At 73.5% G+C, this 17,717-nt stretch carries 16 protein-coding genes; 8 read left to right on the plus strand and 8 right to left on the minus strand.

Annotation, left to right across the window (positions count from 1 at the left end; genetic code table 11):
* Nucleotides 1-9: 9 nt before the first annotated feature.
* From ABZ948_RS26955 to ABZ948_RS26965, 3 genes are all read right to left on the minus strand, one after another.
* Complete coding sequence (locus ABZ948_RS26955) at nt 10-1,575, minus strand: SMP-30/gluconolactonase/LRE family protein (protein WP_359763652.1); 1,566 nt, start codon at nt 1,573-1,575, stop codon at nt 10-12.
* Nucleotides 1,572-3,371 (minus strand): flavin-containing monooxygenase, encoded by a 1,800-nt coding sequence (locus ABZ948_RS26960; protein WP_359763654.1) that lies wholly within the window; start codon nt 3,369-3,371, stop codon nt 1,572-1,574. The genes ABZ948_RS26955 and ABZ948_RS26960 overlap by 4 nt, the downstream gene beginning before the upstream one ends.
* 65 nt (nt 3,372-3,436) lie before the next feature.
* A complete protein-coding gene (locus tag ABZ948_RS26965) occupies nt 3,437-4,207 on the minus strand; it encodes an SDR family NAD(P)-dependent oxidoreductase (protein ID WP_359763655.1) in 771 nt (256 codons plus the stop codon).
* A 154-nt stretch (nt 4,208-4,361) separates the two neighbouring features.
* On the opposite strand from ABZ948_RS26965, the gene ABZ948_RS26970 reads away from it, so the two are divergent.
* Together ABZ948_RS26970 and ABZ948_RS26975 are read left to right on the plus strand one after the other, a co-directional pair.
* Entirely contained in the window at nt 4,362-5,021 is a 660-nt protein-coding gene (locus tag ABZ948_RS26970) for a TetR/AcrR family transcriptional regulator (RefSeq protein WP_359763656.1), read from the plus strand.
* Between the two features lie 106 nt (nt 5,022-5,127).
* Entirely contained in the window at nt 5,128-5,259 is a 132-nt protein-coding gene (locus ABZ948_RS26975) for a hypothetical protein (protein ID WP_359763658.1), read from the plus strand.
* Between the two features lie 55 nt (nt 5,260-5,314).
* Here ABZ948_RS26975 and ABZ948_RS26980 read toward each other — a convergent pair whose 3' ends face one another.
* Nucleotides 5,315-6,451: a glycosyltransferase family 4 protein gene (locus tag ABZ948_RS26980; RefSeq protein WP_359763659.1), complete on the minus strand. Its 1,137-nt coding sequence runs from the start codon at nt 6,449-6,451 to the stop codon at nt 5,315-5,317.
* 6 nt (nt 6,452-6,457) lie between these two features.
* Nucleotides 6,458-7,882, minus strand: coding sequence for a glycosyltransferase 87 family protein (locus tag ABZ948_RS26985; RefSeq protein WP_359763661.1), 1,425 nt, complete (start codon nt 7,880-7,882; stop codon nt 6,458-6,460).
* A gap of 168 nt (nt 7,883-8,050) precedes the next feature.
* Between ABZ948_RS26985 and ABZ948_RS26990 the strand changes: the two genes are divergently transcribed.
* From ABZ948_RS26990 to ABZ948_RS27000, 3 genes are all read left to right on the plus strand, one after another.
* Nucleotides 8,051-9,289, plus strand: a complete 1,239-nt coding sequence (locus tag ABZ948_RS26990) for a sensor histidine kinase (protein ID WP_359763662.1) — start codon at nt 8,051-8,053, stop codon at nt 9,287-9,289.
* Nucleotides 9,286-9,963 carry a response regulator gene (locus tag ABZ948_RS26995; RefSeq protein WP_359763664.1) on the plus strand — a complete coding sequence of 226 codons (678 nt, stop codon included), beginning with the start codon at nt 9,286-9,288 and terminating at the stop codon, nt 9,961-9,963. The genes ABZ948_RS26990 and ABZ948_RS26995 overlap by 4 nt, the downstream gene beginning before the upstream one ends.
* Before the next feature lie 218 nt (nt 9,964-10,181).
* Nucleotides 10,182-10,754, plus strand: a complete 573-nt coding sequence (locus ABZ948_RS27000) for a hypothetical protein (RefSeq protein WP_359763666.1) — start codon at nt 10,182-10,184, stop codon at nt 10,752-10,754.
* A gap of 150 nt (nt 10,755-10,904) precedes the next feature.
* Here ABZ948_RS27000 and ABZ948_RS27005 read toward each other — a convergent pair whose 3' ends face one another.
* Nucleotides 10,905-12,953: an RICIN domain-containing protein gene (locus tag ABZ948_RS27005; RefSeq protein WP_359763667.1), complete on the minus strand. Its 2,049-nt coding sequence runs from the start codon at nt 12,951-12,953 to the stop codon at nt 10,905-10,907.
* A gap of 315 nt (nt 12,954-13,268) precedes the next feature.
* On the opposite strand from ABZ948_RS27005, the gene ABZ948_RS27010 reads away from it, so the two are divergent.
* Nucleotides 13,269-14,255: a LacI family DNA-binding transcriptional regulator gene (locus ABZ948_RS27010; RefSeq protein WP_359763669.1), complete on the plus strand. Its 987-nt coding sequence runs from the start codon at nt 13,269-13,271 to the stop codon at nt 14,253-14,255.
* A gap of 81 nt (nt 14,256-14,336) precedes the next feature.
* On the opposite strand, the gene ABZ948_RS27015 is transcribed toward ABZ948_RS27010, so the two are convergent.
* Complete coding sequence (locus ABZ948_RS27015; protein WP_359763714.1) at nt 14,337-14,681, minus strand: YybH family protein; 345 nt, start codon at nt 14,679-14,681, stop codon at nt 14,337-14,339.
* A 119-nt stretch (nt 14,682-14,800) separates the two neighbouring features.
* Here ABZ948_RS27015 and ABZ948_RS27020 point away from each other — a divergent pair, with 119 nt between their 5' ends.
* Entirely contained in the window at nt 14,801-15,682 is an 882-nt protein-coding gene (locus tag ABZ948_RS27020; RefSeq protein WP_359763671.1) for a LysR family transcriptional regulator, read from the plus strand.
* A gap of 8 nt (nt 15,683-15,690) precedes the next feature.
* Here the strand turns inward: ABZ948_RS27020 and ABZ948_RS27025 are convergent, their stop codons facing one another.
* Nucleotides 15,691-16,209 (minus strand): hypothetical protein, encoded by a 519-nt coding sequence (locus tag ABZ948_RS27025; protein ID WP_359763673.1) that lies wholly within the window; start codon nt 16,207-16,209, stop codon nt 15,691-15,693.
* A gap of 153 nt (nt 16,210-16,362) precedes the next feature.
* Between ABZ948_RS27025 and ABZ948_RS27030 the strand changes: the two genes are divergently transcribed.
* The gene (locus ABZ948_RS27030; protein ID WP_359763675.1) at nt 16,363-17,715 is read left to right on the plus strand and encodes a BTAD domain-containing putative transcriptional regulator; all 1,353 of its coding nucleotides are present in this window, start codon (nt 16,363-16,365) and stop codon (nt 17,713-17,715) included.
* The last annotated feature ends 2 nt before the right edge of the window (nt 17,716-17,717 follow it).

Genomic DNA, 17,717 nt, shown 5'->3' on the forward strand with positions numbered 1-17,717 from the left:
GACAGGGCCTTAAGCGTCCGGCGTCAGCCGCAGCACCGTGCCCTCCGCGTCGGCCGACAGCAGCAGCGAGCCGTCCGGGGCCGCCGCGAGACCCGCGAACCGGGGCGCGAGGCCGGGGACGCCGTGGGTGAAGAGGGCCGGGGCGGGGCCGTGCGCGGTCCCCGGCGGCCGGCCGACCGGCAGGTCCTCGGCCGTGACGCGCCTCTCGCCGGTGGTCAGGGAGAGCGACCACAGGCGGCGGTGCCCGGTGTCCACGGTGAAGAGCGCGTCGCCGTGGACGGCGAGGCCCTCCGGGGCGCCGAGGCCGTCGGCGACGACCACCGGCTCGCCGTCGTCGATCCGGAGCACGGCCCCGGCCCGGTCGTCGCTGACGTAGCAGCGCCCGTCGGCGTCGAGGGCCACGTCCACGGGGTGTCCGAGGCCTTCGGCGAGGACGGTGACCGTGTCGGACGCGTCGACCGCCAGGACGCGGCCGGCGCCCGTCTCGGCGACGACCAGCGTGCCGTCGGCCCCGGCCGCGATGCCGAGCGGCTGGTCCAGGCCGGCCGCCCGCAGGCGCGTGGACCGGTCGGCGGGGTCGTAGGTCTGGACCGTGCCGTACTGGGACGTGGTGTGCAGGAGGCCGCCGTCGGCGGTGATGCCGTGGAAGAACGGCCGGAGGATCTCCGTGGCCACGTCGTCCGAGCCGTCCTCGGCGGGGTGTTCCGGGCGGGCCACGCGGTAGTGGTCCGCCGCGTACACCGTGCCCCCGAGGTCGATCGTCACACCGTAGGGGCCGTCCAGGCCGCGCGGTACGACGGGCCGGGTGCGGCCGTCGGGGTGCAGCTCGGTGATGCCGCCGCTCGCGAAGCTGGAGACGAACATGCGGTTCTCCGCGTCGAACGCGGCGTTGTCCAGGCCCGTGACACCGCTGGTCACGAGCGAGCGGGAGCCGCCGCCGTGCAGGTCGACGCGGGTGACGATGCCCTCGGGGCCGCGCGAGAGGACGTGCAGGACGCCGCCGAGGTCGAAGCGGACCGCGACCGGCTCGTGCACGTCCTCGGCGACGACCTCCGGCACCCCGCCGTCGGGGGGTATGCGCCAGACCTGCCCGCTGATCATGTGCGGGTAGTAGAGGCAGCCGTCCGGGCCGAGCTGCATCGCGTTGCCGAAGGCCAGGCCGTCGGTGAGGACGACCGGGTCGCCGCCGCCGGGGAAGAGTTCCAGCAGACGGCCGTTCATCCGCATCTCGTTGACGAAGAGCCGGTCGCCGACGCAGGTGATGCCGTTGGGCACCTTCACCTCGTCGGAGACCAGGCCGTACTCCCCGTCGGGGCCGCGGCGCCACACCCGGCCGGGGACCAGGTCGGCGATGTACATCGAGCCGTCCGCCCCGAACGCCAGGTCGTCGGGCGACCGGACCGGGCCGTCCGCCGGGACCACGACCTCGACGTCACCGGTGGCCGGGTCCACCGCGCTGATCCGCCCCGCGAGGAACTGCGCGACGTACAGCCGCCCGTCCGGGCCGAACGCGACGCCGTTGGAACCCTGAAGCGGATTGGGCCGGTTGAGGCGCTCGCCCCGCCACGGCGTCATGAGCCCAGCACCTCGTCCATGCCGCCCTCCGCACGCCAGCGCCGGATCAGCTCGTAGAAGGCGATCGGGCCGTCCCCGTACGACTCGCCGCGCGGTCTCGGCATGCCCTCGGCGTTGTAGTAGCCGGGGGTGCACTCGGACTGGAACGTGAACAGGTCGACCGACTTCTCGCGGATCGTGGCCACCCAGGCGTCCTGCGCCCCGGCCGCCGGTTCCACGCGGCGGGCACCGCGCCGGCGGGCCTCGGCGATCACCTCGGCGACGTGCGTGGCCTGTTCGTCCAGGACGTGCACGTAGTTCACGGAACTGGCGCTCTGCACCGAGCCGAGCATGAACAGGTTGGGGAAACCCCGGCTGTAGAAGCCGTGCAGGGTCTTCGGGCCGCTCGCCCGCCAGGCGTCCAGCAGGGCGACCCCGTCCCTGCCGTACGCGGGGAGCTGCCCGGACAGCAGTCCGGAGACGCCGACCTCGAAGCCGGTGCCGAAGACGACGCAGTCGACCTCGTACTCCACGCCGCCGGCCACCACCGCGCTCTCGGTGAAGCGCTCGACGCCCCCGTGGTCGGCCGTGTCGACGAGCGTCACGTCGGGCCGGTTGAAGGTCTCCAGGTACGAGTCGCTGAAGGTGGGCCGCTTGCACATGTAGCGGTACCAGGGCTTGAGCTTCTCGGCCGTCTCCGGGTCGCGGACGATCGCGTCGACGCGGGCGCGCAGTTCGTTCATCTTCTGGAAGTCGGCGATCTCCTCCAGCCGTTCACGCTCCTCGGGCGCGAGACCGGCGAAGCCGTCGCTCGGGATGAGCTTCTGCTGGAGGCGGGCGCTGCTGGTCCAGCCGTCGGCGACCAGGTCCTCGTCGGTGCGGGCGCCGGTGACGACCGCGAGGAAGTTGTCCCGGCGCCGCCGGGCCCAGCCGGGCCGGAGCGAGGCGGCCCACTCGGGGTCCGTCGGGCGCTGGCCGCGCACGTCCACGGAGGAGGGCGTCCGCTGGAAGACGTACAGGTGCCGGGCGTCCCGGCCGAGGTGGGGAACGACCTGGATGGCGGTGGCGCCGGTGCCGATGAGGGCCACGCGCTTGTCGGCGAGCTTCGTCAGACCGCCGTTCGCGTCGCCGCCGGTGTAGTCGTAGTCCCAGCGGCTGGTGTGGAACATGTGGCCCTTGAAGGTCTCGATGCCTTCGATGCCGGGCAGTTTGGGCTGGCTGAGCAGCCCGGTCGCCACGACGACGTGCCGGGCGGTCATGCGGTCCCCGCGGTCGGTCGTGACGATCCAGACGGACTCGCCCTCGTCCCAGCGCAGTTCGCGCGCCTGGGTGCGGAAGCAGGCCTCGCGGTAGAGGTCGAAGTGGCGTGCGATCGCCCGGGCGTGCTCCCTGATCTCCTCGCCCGGCGCGTACTTCCACTTCGGGACGTAGCCGAGTTCCTCCAGCAGCGGCAGGTAGACGTACGACTCGATGTCGCAGTGGATGCCCGGGTAGCGGTTCCAGTACCAGGTGCCGCCGAAGTCGGCGCCCTTCTCGATGATCCGGATGCTTCGCAGGCCGCCCGCCTGGCGCAGCCGGGCACCGGTGAGCAGTCCGCCGAAGCCGCCGCCGACGACCACCACGTCGACGTGGTCGTTCAGGGGCTCCCGGCTGAACCCGGGCTCGGCGTACGGGTCGTCGTCGAAGTGGCCGAACTCGCCGGTGGTGCGCCGGTACTGGCGGTTGCCGTCCGGCCGGATCCGCCGGTCGCGCTCGGCCCGGTACCGCGCGCGCAGGGCCTCCGGGTCGAAGTCGAGCGGGGGGTGGGGGGTGGACATGGGGGTCCTCTTCTTCTCGTGGCTCTCCGGCGGGGGGAAGGATGGGGACGTGCGGGCCTGGGCGGTCAGACGGCGGCCCAGGCGTTGTCCACCGGCAGGATCACGCCGTTGACGCCGCTCGCCGCGTCGGACGCGAGGTAGACGATGGCGGCGGCCTGCTCCTCCGGCTCGCACAGCCGGCCCATGTTGACAAAGTGCCGGCCGATGACGGCCGGTCCGTGGGCCTCGGGGTCGATGTGCACGTCGGCCGTGATGGCGGTGGCCGTGCCGCCCGGGGCTATGGCGTTGGCGCGGATGCCCTGGTCCCGGTACATCACCGCGAGGGAACGGGTGAGCCCGAGCACGCCGTGCTTGGAGACGGTGTAGGCCGTGCCCGCGGCGCTGCCGCGCAGCGACGCCTCGGACGCGGTGGTGACGACGGCACCGCCACCGGCCGCGATCATGTGGGGCAGGGCGGCGCGCGTCAGCAGGAACGGGGCCGTGAGGTTGATGCGCAGGACCCGCTCCCACTCGGCGTCGGTGACGTCCGCCGCGGCGGACATGCTGTCCATGACGCCCGCGTTGTTGACCAGGACGTCGATGCCGCCGAAGGTGCCGGTCGCGGCGGCCACGACCGCGTCCACCACCGCGCCGTCGCTCAGATCGCCCGGGACGGCGACGGCAGTGCCGCCCGCGGACTCGATGGCCTCGACGGTGCTCTCGGCGCCCTCCGCGTTCAGGTCGGCGACCACGACCCTCGCTCCCTCGGCGGCGAAGTGCAGTGCGGCCGCGCGGCCGATGCCGGAGGCGGCCCCGGTGACGATGACGCTCTTGCCTGACAGACCCGTGGCACCCATGGCGCTCCTTCGCTCGTCGCGGTGCGGCGTCAGGCAGCGTACCCGTTTCTGTCGCAGCGTGACATAAAGACGCGGCGTGCCAGACGGTCATTTCCCGCCAGCAAGACAGGGTGCGACCTAAAATAGGGTGTGCAGGGCAAGTCGAGGAGGGCGCATGGCCGGACGAGCAGGTGGTGCCACGGGGCGGCCACCGCTGACGGAGCGGCGGCGCGCCGCGACGCGCAGGGAGATCGCCGAGGAGGCGGTCCGGCTGTTCGCCGCCAAGGGCGTGGCGGCGGTCACCGCGGAGGACATCGCCTCCGCATCCGGGGTGTCGACGCGCACGCTGTGGCGGTACTTCCGCTCCAAGGAGGAGTGCGTGCGCCCCCTGCTGACCACGGGCCTGGAGCTGCTGACCGAGCGGCTGCGGGACTCCGGAGGGGACCAGCGCTCCCTGGCCGAGGCCATCCTGAGTTTCCCGCACGACGACGGCGACGCCCGCGGCCTGCGGGCCCTGGGCGACCTGCTGCGGCTGTGCCGTGACGAGCCGGGGCTGCGGGCGGTGTGGCTGGAGGCGCACTACGACGCGGAGGCGGCGTTCGCCGCGATGATCGCCGAGCGCACGGGCCGGCCCGCGGACGACCTCGCGGTCCGGGTGGAGGCAGGGGTCCTCAACACCGCGCTGCGCATCGGCGTGGAGGAGTGGGCGCTGCGCCCGGACCGGTCGGAGGGGCCGTCGATCGCGGAGACGCTCACGCGGGCGTTGCGGATGGTGGACGCCCTGGAGATCGGCGGCCTGACCGGGACGCGCCGAACCAGCGACGCGGGGCGGTGACGAGGGACCTCTCCGGGTGTCCCGGTGCGCCACCAGCGCCCCGCGGCCCTCTGGCTGGAGCATGGCCGGCCGGACGGTGCCGCCGCCCGCGGAGGCCGGGCGTTCGATGAGGAAGTCGGGGCAGGCCCGGCCGAGGAGACCGGCCGGCTCGGAATCCCCCATGCAGCGGCTCTTCGACCGCCACGGCGTCCGCAGCCGCGCGGCCATCGTCGCCAAGTGGCTGACGCACTGCGCCTGAACGACACCGGTTTCGGCGGGGCGGGCCCTGTGCCCGGCCCGGCGGCCCCCGCGGCTCAGCCCGCCCCGAGCAGGGACGTCAGCTGCCCGTGCGCCCGCTCCCACCCCCATTCCCGCCGCACCCACGCGCGGCCCTTGCGGCCCATGTCCCGGGCCAGTCCGGTGTCGCCGAGGAGCAGTGCGAGCCGGTCGGCGAGCGCCCGTACGTCGTGGCCGTCGACCAGGTATCCGGTCTCCCCGTCCCGGACGGTGTCCGGTGCCCCGCCCGAGTCGCCGACGACGACCGGCAGTCCGGCGGCCGACGCCTCCAGGAACACGATCCCGAGCCCCTCCACCTCCATGCCCGCGCGACGCGTCCGGCACGGCATGGCGAACACCTGGGCGGCGGCGTAGAAACCGGGCATCTCCTCGTGCGGATGCCCGCCGGCGAACACGACCGCGTCCGCCACCCGCTCCTCGACCGCGAGCCGGTGCAGGGCCCGGGCGTGCGGGCCGTCCCCGACCAGCAGCAGCACCGCGCCGGGGATGCTGCCGCGCACCCGGCGCAGGGCCCGTATCAGCGTGTCCTGGCCCTTGCGCGGAATGAGCCGGGCCGCGCACAGCACCACCGGCCGGTCGCCCAGTCCGTACCGCTCACGGACCCGGGCCCCCGCGGCTTCGGAGCCCTGGAAGACGTCCGCGTCGACACCGGGCGCCAGCCGCCGCATCCGCGCCGCCGCCTCCGGCCCGACCGCGGCGGCGATCCGCGCCCGGGTGTACGAGCCGAGGTACGTGACGCTGTCCACCCCGGCCCCGATCCGCCGCAGCAGCGCACGCGCCCCGGGCGTGCGCGCCCACCACACCTCGTGCCCGTGCGTGGTGGCGACCAGCCGCCGGACGTCCGTACGGCGGCGCAGCTCGCCCGCCATCAGCCCGAGCGGGGCGGCCGCCCCGAACCAGACGCTGTCGCAGTCGTGCGCGCGGGCCAGCTCGACCGCCCGGGCGGTGACCCGCCGGGTCGGCAGCAGCATGTGGGTGCGGTCCCGCACCACCGGGAACGGCAGCCGGGCGTCGTAGGCCCGGTCGCCCGGGGTGCTGGAGGTGTAGACGGCGACCCGGTCGGCCGGGAAGCGCACCGTCATGGCGTGGACGAAGGTCTCGATGCCGCCCTGGCGGGGCGGGAAGTCGTTGGTGACGACGAGCGTGCGCGGCATGGTCGGTCAGTCCTCCAGCGGCTTCACGGTGAACAGGTGGTTGCGGTGCGCCGCGGTGGCCCGGTCGCGCAGCGGGGAGGACGTCCAGCGCAGCGGACGCCCGGTCTCCGGGGGCGTGGCGGGTCGCGTGGGCACGGCACCTCCTGGCCGTGCCGTCCGGCGGCCGGCCGGCGCGAGCCGGAACCAGCCGAACAGCACCAGCGGGTAGACGGCGTATCCGAAGCGGGTGGCGGGGATCAGGCACATGGCGATCCCGAGGCCCAGCGCCAGCCGGTCCGCCGCGGCGACGGTGGTGCGCGGCGGACGCGTCACTAGGGACACGGCCACCGCGACCGCGCTCAGCGCCAGCGCCGCCACCGCCAGGGCGAAGCCGCCCGGCACCCGGGTCGCCAGGAGGTGCCCCGGCAGCGGGCTGGTCGCCGGAGACGCGGTGCCGCCCTCGCCCAGCGGGAAGAGCAGCACGTGCTCGGCGAACGCCCCCGGGTCGGCCGACGCGACCGGCACCACGGCGAGCACACCGAGCGCCACGGCCGTGGCCCCGGCCCGTACGGTGGCCCGCCGCCCGGCGGTCACGGCCAGCAGGGCGAGCCCGACGGGCAGCAGCGGCCAGGCGGTCCACTTCAGCGAGGCTGCGGCCCCGAGCGCGAGCCCGGCCGCGACGGGACGGCCACGGCCCGCCAGGGCGAGCGCGAGGCACATCAGCGCGATGACGGGCAGATCAACGCCCCCGACGGCGAGGGGGAGGGCGACGGCGGGGGTGGCGGCGAGCCAGAGGAGGGCGTGGACGGGGGTGGGCCAGCGGCGGGCGTCGTCCGGAAACCCGGCACCGCCGGAACCACGGCACAGCGCGGCCGCCAGACCCATGGCCCCGAGCGACACCACCGCGAACCACACCCGGGCGTCCGCGAGCGGGACGTCACCGAGGACGGCCCGGGGCAGTCCGAAGAGCGCCATGCCCGGCAAGTACGGGTTGTAGTCGCTGAGATGGCCCGGTTCAGGCACGTAAGGCGTGCCGGAGTCCAGCAGCAGGCCGCCGGCCCGCTCCACAACCGCGACCTCCATCTGCCGCCACCCGCGGGCGATCAGGAACACCAGCGGCACGAGGACCGACCCGGCCGCGGCCACGGCCGCGCTCGACCGCCCCCAGACCCGTGCGGAGCGGTGCGCGACGAGCCCGGCGAGCCCGTACCCGACGGCGGCGCAGGCGCCCCAGACACGGTGCGGCGTGATGGTCGTCCACAGGCACAGCAGCAGCGCGAACACCGCGCAGGCCGCCCAGCAGGTGGTCTCCCAGCGCCGGGTGGAGCCGCGGCGCCGGGGCGGCACGGGGGAGACCGGCACCGGCACCGGCGCCGTACGCGGCAGGGGCGTACGCACGGCCGCCACCGAGGAGGTCGGCACGTCGACCGGCCCCCGCCAAAGCCCCTGCATCGCGCTCCCCCTGTCACCCGGCACTCGTGTCGGCCAGTCTTCGCAAGGGGCGGACGAGAAGCGTCACACCGGATTCCGATCCTGGGCGTCGACCCGTGGTACTCACCCGGCGCCCGGGTCAACCCGTACGGTGACGCGGCCGGAACGCCCCCCGCCGACAATGTGCCCATGCGTTTGTCGCCGTCCCTGCGCCCCACCGCCTGGCCGCGCTCGCCCCGCTACCCGTACGTCAGCGGCGTCCTGCTGGTCCTCCTGGCCGCGGCCGAGGTCCTGCACTCCCGCATCACCTCGACGACGGTCCTGACGACCCTGCCCTTCGTGGTGCCGCCGCTCCTCTGGCGCCGGCGCGAGCCCCGCGTCGGACTCCTGGTGGTGCCCGCCGCGCTGCTGAACTTCCTCTTCCGCCCCGAGCTGCTGATGACGGTCGCGGTGGCCGGGGTCATGGGCCTCTACTCGCTCGCCCGCCACCGCGTCCTGCACCCCGCCGTGCTGATCACGGCCGCGATCACCGGCGCGCTCCTCGTCAACGCGGGCCACCTGGCGATGGGCGTGTACGACCTCGGAGGCCGGGCGCCCGCCGTGGGCGCCGACGGCTCGCTGTCGTACTTCACGGAGTCCTTCGTCCTGGCCGTGGGCATGGTGGCGACGGTCGGCGTCGCGGACGCCTTCCGCAGCCGGGAGGAGTCACGGCAGGCCCGGGAGGCCGCCCAGCGGGAACTGATCACCATGGAGCGCCGGCACGCCGCCGCCCAGGAACGGGCCGCCATAGCAAGGGAGTTGCACGACATCGTGGCGCACTCGGTGTCCGTGATCGCCGTCCGGGCGGAGAGCGCCACGTACACCACGCCCGACCTGTCCCCGCCCGCCCGCGACGGCTTCCAGCAGATCGCCGCCTCGGCCCGCTCGGCCCTGACGGAACTGCGCCAACTGCTCAGCGTGCTGCGCGCGGACGACGCCGCCGAGGAGGCCCCCGTCCTTCCGCAGCCGACCCTGGACTCCCTCGACGCGCTGCTGGAGGCCCACCGCTCGGGCGGCGGGGAGGTCACCCTCCGCACGGAGGGCACTCGCCCCCCGCTCCTTCCCCCGTCCCTCGAACTCACCGCCTACCGCATCGTCCAGGAGGCCCTGACCAACGCCCGCCGCCACGCCCGCGGCGCCGCGGTCGGCATCCGCCTCGCCTTCGCGGACGACGAGGTCCGCATCCGGATCACCGACGACGGCCCGGGCCCCCAGGGGTCCCCGCAGGTCTCGGGCGGGCACGGCTTGAGCGGCATGCGGGAGCGTGCGAACCTACTCGGCGGACGTCTGACCTGCGGGCCGGCCGGTCCCGGGGGCGGCTTCCTCGTCGAGGCCGAACTCCCGGTGCGCGCCGGGGCGAAGAGCTTCGCGGAGGATGTGTACGAGTGACGGCGGGGGAACCGATCCGCGCGATCGTGGCCGACGACCAGGCGGTGGTCCGGACCGGCTTCGTGAACCTGCTGTCCACGCAGGGCGACATCGACGTCGTCGGCGAGGCGGAGGACGGCGAACAGGCGGTCGCCCTCGCGCTCACCCACCGCCCGGACATCGCGCTCCTCGACATCCGCATGCCGAAACTGGACGGCATCCAGGCCGCGCGCACGATCCTGCGGGAGACCGAGGGCGCCACGAAGGCGCTGATGCTCACCACCTTCGACCTCGACCAGTACGTCTTCGACGCCCTCGCGGCCGGCGCCAGCGGCTTCCTCCTGAAGGACGCGACCTTCCCCGAACTCCTCCAAGCCGTGAGGGTGGTGGCCGCCGGCGACGCCATGCTCGCCCCCGGCATCACCCGCCGCCTGATCGCCGAGTTCGCCCCCCGCCGCCCGGTCACCACCCCCAAGACCCTCCTGGACCGCCTCACCGCCCGCGAGGTCGAGGTCCTCCTCCTGATCGCCCAGGGCCTGTCCAACGCGGACATCGCCGACCGACTCACCATCACCGACCACACGGTCAAGACCCACATCAACCGCCTCTTCACCAAGCTGGAACTACGCGACCGGGCCCAGGCGGTGATCGTGGCGTACGAGGCGGGGCTGGTGACGCCGGGGGAGGGTGGCTGAGCGGCCGCCCCTTGTCACACCGACGTGCTCAACCTTGACGGCCAGGGCTTCGAGGGGCTTCGGCTCTGCCTGTTCCCCTGTGGGGTCGTCCGGCGCAGCCACCAGGCAGCGGAACCGGCGCCGCGGTCCGAACGGCACCGGCCCGCGGCGCAGCGTCGACTCGCGGTCCTCACCCTGCGTGTCCATGATGGAGACAGCCGAACTATCAGGGGGCCGCCATGCGCACGACCGCCGCCCTCGTCGCCATAATCCTTACGGGCGTGACGGTCGCGGCTTGCGGAGACGACACACCTCCGAGCAGCACGAAAACGGTCACGGAGACCGTCACCGCAACGCCGACCGACACGCCGACAACGCCGACCGACGACGCCCAAACGTCGAGCGAAGAGGCGAGTGACGCGACGCTCACGCTGACCGAGAGCTACAAGTACGAGAACGGCGTGCAACTGTCACTCACAGACATCACGCGTGCCGTCTCCAGCGACACCGCCTCGCCGTCGAACACCCCTTATGCCCGCTTCAACCTCAAAGTGGTCAACGAAACCTCGCAGATCCTGGACCTAGGAGGCCTTACCGTCCAGTGCCAGTACGGAGAGCAAGGACAGGAGGGCGACGAGATCTTCGACAGCGCCCGAGGCCTCGAAGGGGCACCGTCCACGCACCTTCGCCCCGGCCGAACCATCACCGCGCTCTTCGGTTGCCAGCTGCCCCGCGACGAGTCGTACCTCCAGGTCGAGGTCGCCCCCGACTACGACATGGAAACGGCGATCTTCGCAGGGTCCGTGAAGTGAGCTGTGGCCAAGGGGCCCACTGACCCACAGGCGACGCCGAACTCGACTCGGTGCGTGAAGGCACCGTAGGCGTGCACGACGCCCCGGCCCAGCCACCCCGATTCGGCAGTGGCAGGCGGGGGCGTCGCAGGGAGCCCTGAGCGGAGTGTGCTAGCCGCCCGTCACCTCCGTCACCTTCCAGCGCTGGTTCGCCCCGGAGTTCGGCTGCCACAGGCCCACGGACGCGCCCTCGTTCGTGGACTGGCCGCCGACGTCCGGGAGTTGGCCGGTCGCGGCGTTGACCAGGGTCCAGGTGCCGTCGCCGGTCGTCGACATGATCCACTCGGTGGCCTTGTCACGGCGGCCCTCGTCGGGCTCCGCCACCAGCGCGCCGTTCCGGACGGCCAGGCGCTTGTCCGTGGACGACTCGGTGAGGACGTACCGCTTGCGGTTGTCGGCGCCGCGGATCTGCTCCACCGTCCACTGCCGGCCGGCCGGGTCGGCGGACGCGCCCCGGATGACCAGGCCCGTGCCGTTGTCCGCGATCGTGAGGTCCTTGCCGCTCTGGACGCCCGTCAGGCGGTAGGTGTGGCCCTTGCGCAGTTCCGCCGCGTCCTTGGCGACTCCGGAGACGCCCTTGACGAGGAAGGACGTCACCGACTGGGCGGGCACGGTCAGCGTGGCCTGCTTGCCGGTGACCGCGACGGGCTTCTGCTTCTCCAGCTTGCCGTCGGCGCTGGTCACCACCGGGGTGACGGTGGCGCGGGAGGAGACCCGGCCGAACTTCGACAGGTCGAGCGTGACCTCGCGGGCCTCGGTGGCGCTGTTGACGTGGACGACGGTCGCCGCGTCGCCCTTGCGGGAGATCGCCGCGGTGCTGGACGTGTCGTTCGTCTTGATCAGCCGGTCGCCGGGCTTGATGAAGTGCGTGAAGTTGCGGGCCGTGTCGAACTTGGTGTTCGTGTAGACCGGGCAGGTCTCCAGGGTGTCCTTGGAGGTGCAGCTGAACGGGAGCTGGATCTCGCCCCAGTTGCCGCCCTTCGCCGACTCCCCGCCCGGCTTCATGTTGTCGTAGTCCTCGACGGGCTGCCAGAACACCCAGGCCCTGGGCTCCAGTTCGCGCAGGTCGTCGACGATGCGCTGGGCGAGGCCGAGGCCGGGCCGCATGTCGGTGAAGCTCTGGCCGTCGCCCCAGTCGCCCTCGACCTCGCTCATCCACAGCGGCTTGTCGGCGGCCTTCGCGAGGTCGCGGACCGTGGTGCGCTGGCCGGTGCCGTAGGTGTGGACGTTCATCTGGCCGACCAGGTCGCGGACCTCCTGGGGGTAGGAGTTCCAGTTGGTGGCGAACGTGCCGGGGTTGGTCTCGTCCATCGCGGATATCTCCGCGTTCGAACGGGACTTCTCCAGGACCGGGGCCAGCGCGCGGAGCACCTTCTGCTGGAGCTCGGGGCCCATGTGGGCGCCCTCCTGGCGGCCGCCGGTCGGCTCGCCGTCCGGGCCGAGCTTGGTGCCCCAGTAGTTGGTGTTCGGCTCGTTGAACGGGTCGAGCGTGTCGACCTTGATGCCGTGCGCCTTCTCAAGACGCTCGGTGGCGCCCACCAGGTACTTGGCGAAGTCCTCGACCGACTCGGGCTTCAGCTGGTCCTTGCCGGCGTCGAAGTTGCCGGAGACGTAGCCGCTCTCGGTCATGAACCAGGGCGGGGAGTTGCTGAAGGTCTCCCAGTGGGTGATGTCCTTCTTGATGCGGTCGACCCACCAGCGTTGCGTCTTGTCGGCGTGTCTGTTCCAGTCGGCCGGGTCCTCGGCGTCCCACCAGTCGACGTCCTCGCGGGTGGTGCCCGCCGGGGCCTTCCACCAGCCCTCGACCGCGCCGCCGGCCCGCAGGTAGTCCTTGACGTCCGGGGCGTTGCCGCCGCCGATGTTGTAGCGGGCGATGTTCAGGGCGAGGCCCTCGTCGCCGAAGAGGAGCTTGTAGAGCTTCTCGCGGATCGCGGGCGGGTAGTCGCCGGTGGCGTTGGCGAACCAGACCAGGCTCGTGCCCCAGCCCTCGAACTTCTCCCCCGAGTAGGAGGGGTCCGGCCGGACCGTGACCCCGGCGGCCTGGACCGCGGGCTCGGCGTGCGCGGCCGGCAGGGTCGTCGTCGCCAGGACGGTTCCGGTCGCCAGCGCGGTGACGCCGATGGCCCCGAGGAGCCTTCTCTTGCGGGTGCGGTGTGCCATCTCGAGTACTCCAGCTCTTCTGCGTGCCGCGCGTCCCGGCGGGACACAGAGATCGGGGCCTACGGGGGTGCGAGTGGTACGGGTTTGGCGGCTTCTCGTACGATTTCGACTAGGCAATGTTTACGTAAACATCCACTGGCGGGATGTCTACACTGTCCGAATCTCAGGGGTCAAGGAGTCGTTCCGGACCGAAATTCGCGCCAGTCGGGCGGCGAGGGCAGCGAGGGGCAGGTGGGCACCGTGGACGGCGAGAGCGTGCCGGGGGGCACGAGCCGGACGAGAAGGCGTGCGGCCCGTCCCCGCCAGGGCGCGTCCATGGCGGACGTCGCCCAGCTCGCGGGGGTGTCGTCCCAGACGGTCTCCCGGGTCTCCAACGGCTTCCCCGGCGTCACCGAGGACACCCGCCGGCAGGTCCTGGCCGCCATGCGGGAGCTGGGCTACCGGCCCAACAGCGCGGCCCGCGCGCTGCGCCGCGGCGAGTTCCGCACCCTCGGCGTGATCACCTTCTCCCTGTCCACCATGGGCAACATCCGCACCCTGGAGGCCATCGCCACGTCCGCGGCCCAGCACGGTTACGCCGTCACACTGCTGCCCGTGGCCGTCCCCACCCAGGACGAGGTCAACGGCGCCTTCTCGCGCCTCGGGGAACTCGCGGTGGACGCCGTCATCGTCATCATGGAGATCCACCTGCTCGACGCGGCGACGGTCTCGCTGCCGCCCGGAGTGCAGGTCGTCGTGGCCGACTCCGACGCCGGCGACCGCTACACCGTCGTCGACACCGACCAGGCGGGCGGGGCCCGGGACGCCGTACGGCACCTGCTGGACCTCGGCCACGACACGGTGTGGCACCTGGCGGGCCCCGAGGGCTCCTTCGCCGCCCAGCGCCGCGCCAACGCCTGGCACGCGACGCTCACCGAGGCGGGCCGCACCCCGCCGCCCCCGGTCCGCGGCGACTGGTCGGCCGAGTCCGGCTACCGGGCCGGCCTCCGCCTGGCCGACGAGCCGGACTGCACGGCGGTGTTCGCGGCCAACGACCAGATGGCCCTGGGCCTCCTCCGGGCCCTGCACGAGCGGGGCCGCCGCGTTCCCGAGGACATCAGCGTCGTCGGCTTCGACGACATCCCCGAGTCCGCGTCCTTCCTCCCGCCCCTGACCACGATCCACCAGGACTTCGCCGAGGTGGGACGACTGTGCGTGGAGGGGGTCCTGAGCAAGATGCGGCAGGACGGGACGGAGCACGGGACGACGCTGGTGCCTACGCGGTTGGTGCGGCGGGCGAGTACGGCGCGTAGGGCGCGCTGAAACCGTCCGGTGCGCGGACGCGCCGCAGAACAGGCCCCGGCGGCACGGGACGACGCTGGCCGGGGCGGTATGGAGCCGGTTTCAGCGTGTGGGCGGCACGAACTCCGGCTGGTCCAGTACCCGCAGCCAGCTCCCGTCGGACTGGCGCCGTGCCACCTGTGCCCGGGCCCCGGCGCCGTCCCTCGGCGGAGTCGACGTGAGGGCGATGTCGCCGCTGACCAGGGTCGGCAGAGGTGGTTCCGGCTCGAAGCGCGGGCGGTCGGCCAGGACCTTCTCCCACAGGGCGCGGATCGCCTCCCGGCCCACCGTGCGCTCGCCGGGCGGGTAGGCCAGCACCGCGTCCTCCTCGTAGAGCGCGGCGACCCCGGCCGCGTCACCCGCGTTGGAGCGTTCGACGAACAGGCGGGTGAGGTCTTCGGGACGCATGGCCTTCTCGTACACGGCTCCTCCTGAGGACACGACGGGTTCCTTCGGTGCTTCCAGCGTCCCGGGACCACGATCAGAAGTCCAACAGATGAATCTACTGGTAGCTAGAATTCCCGGTCATGGAACTGAGGCAGCTGGAGTACTTCGTCGCCGTCGCCGAGGAGCGGAACTTCACGCGTGCCGCCGAGCGGGTGCACATCAGCCAGTCCGGAGTCAGCGCTCAGATCCGCCAGTTGGAGCGGGAGCTGGGAGCCGAGTTGTTCGACCGCTCCGCGCGCACCGCCACCCTCACCGCCGCCGGCCGCGCCGCGCTCGACCACGCCCGTGCGGCGCTCGCCGCGGCCGGGGCGGTCGGGCAGGCCGTCGGCGAGGTGACCGACCTGATCCGGGGCCGGCTCGGAGTCGGGATGGTCGTCGGCTGCACGCTCACCCCGCTCTTCGACGCCCTCTCCGCCTTCCACCGGGCCCATCCGGGGGTCGAACTCTCCCTGCTGGAAGACAACTCCGACCGGCTCGTCGAGGCGGTGCGCGACGGGAGCGTCGACCTGGCACTCGTCGGGACCGCCGGCGCCCCCGAGGGCCTGGAATCGCTGACGGTCATCAGCGAGCGCCTCGTCGTGGCGGTCCCGGCCGGGCATCCCCTGGCGGAACAAGACCGGGTGCGCCTGCAGGACTTGGCCGGCCATTCCCTCGTGTGCATGCCCCCGGGCACCGGCCTGCGCACGGTCTTCGACCGCGCCTGCGCCGCGCAGGGCCTCCGGCCGGTGATCGCCCTGCAGGCCGGCGCCGCGGACGCCGTCGCGGACCTGGCGGCGCGCGGGCTCGGTGTCGCCGTACTGAGCGAGTCGATGGCGACCGGCCGTGGCGGCGACCTGGTCGCCCGCACGATCGACGACGTCACGGAACCGGCCCTGCTCGCCCTGGTCTGGCGGCGCTCGCACGGCCCCGCGGTGCGGGAGCTGCTCGCCCACAGCCGGCGGGCCTTCACGGGCGGCCGCTGACGGCCGTGTCAGTCCGCCGCCGGGGCGATGCGGTCGCAGAGGTTGTCCGTCGTCGCGTGGAGCAGGCGGACGTCCTTGTAGCCGGTGGCGCTGATGCGCATCGTGAAGACGCCGTCGACGATGTACAGGCCGCGCGGCAGGTTCCCCTGGCCCTCCCCCACGCCGACGAGCACCGGCCCGCGCACGGTCCAGGACTGTGAGCCGTCCCGCCCGTACTCGACGACGGCCGAGCCGCTCGCGTCGGCGTCGTAGGAGGCACCCGTCCCGGTGTTCGTGACGCGGACGACGAGATCGCCCCGGTAGGCGACGTGCCGGGCGGAACCGTCGGGGTGGGTGTCGAGCACACGCCGCATCACCTCGTCGACGACCGGCTCACCGTGGACGGGGAAGTCGCAGCGCGCGCCGGCGCCGACGTCCCACGGCGCGGAGGGGGCCGGTTCCCAGCCCGGGCCGGCCGCCGCGGACGCGGGCTGGGCGGCGAAGAGCAGGGCGGCAAGGGCAAGCGGTGCGAGGGCGGTTCGTCGCATGGTTCTCGGGTTCTCCTCGGACGAGCGAACGGGCAGACGGGCGGATGGACGGATGGACGGACGGACGGATGGACGGACGGGGCGTACGCCACCCTCGCCCCGGCCGCTGACCAAAGCCTCACCACCGGCGCCGCGTTAGGCTGCCGGGCCATCATGGAGTTCCAGCTGCTCGGGCCGTTCACCGCCCGCCACGAGGGGCGGCCGGTGCCGTTGGGCAGCCGCCGCCAGGAGCGGTGCCTGCTGGCGGTCCTGCTGCTGCACGCGGGCCGTGCCGTCACGACCGCGCGCCTCATCGACCTGCTGTGGGACGGCGCGCCGCCCGCCTCCGCCCGGGCGACCGTGCACACGTACGTCGGCCGGCTGCGGGCCGCGCTCCGGCCGTACGGGGTGTCCGTCGATACCCGGCACGACGGTTACGCCGTCGAACGGGGCTCGCATCGGATCGACGCGCAGGAGTTCACCGCGCTCGTCGGGCAGGCGGCCGAGGCGGGCGACCCGTTGGCGCGGATCGGCCACTACGACCGGGCCCTCGCGCTGTGGCGCGGCCCGCTCCTCGCGGACGTCGCCGACGACGGGCTGCGCTCGCGCCTCGGCGGCGGGCTCGTCGAACTGCGGCTGTCCGCGGCGGAGCAGCGGGCGGAAGCCCAGCTCACCACGGGCCTGCACGAGCGGGTCGTCACGGAGCTGCCGCCGCTGCTGGACGAACACCCCACGCGGGAACGCCTGGTCGCCGCCGGGATGACCGCCCTGCACCGCGCGGGCCGCCGGGCCGAAGCGCTCCGGCTGTACGACCGCACCCGCGAGTTGCTGGCCGACCGGCTCGGCGTCGAGCCCGGGCGCGACCTGCGCACGCTGCACGCCCGCATGCTGCGCGACGATCCACGCCTGGACCGGCCGCCCGGGCCCGTCTACGCGGTACGGGTCGACGACCAGTGGCTGCCGTGGAGTACGGGCGGTCACCCGGCGCTGGAGTTCTGCAACACCTACGCGGGGTGGGGCGGGGAGCGGCTGCCCGGGTCGGACTGGCTGCGGGGCTACGCCACGCTCGCCGTCTGGGCCGGGCACCTGGACCTGGTCGAGGAGTGGCAGGTCGCCCGGCTGCGCGAGCGGGCCCGACGGCAGCCGGAGGAGGCCGCGGCCGCGCTGGACGAGGCCCGGCGCTTCCGTACGGATCTGTACGCCTGCCTGACCGACCCGCAGGACGGCCGCGCCTTCCGTGCGGTGGCCGAGGTGGTGGAGGAGGCCGCGCGGCTGTCGGTCTTCACCCGGGGCGAGGACGGGCTCGGGCGCTGGCAGCCGTCGCCGTCGGCCGGGCTGCGGCTGCCCCTGTGCGCGGTGGCCCGCACGGCGGGCGAACTGCTCGCCGACGCGCGCCGTTTCACCCTGCGCAGTTGCCCGAGCCCCGACTGCGGCTGGCTGTTCCTCGACGAGCGCGGACGGCGCAGATGGTGCAGCCTGGCGACCTGCGGCACCCGGCGCACGTCAGCCCGGGAGACCGGTGGGTGACC

Source organism: Streptomyces olindensis (assembly GCF_040645895.1).
In the GTDB taxonomy this organism is placed as follows: Bacteria; Actinomycetota; Actinomycetes; order Streptomycetales; family Streptomycetaceae; genus Streptomyces; species Streptomyces olindensis.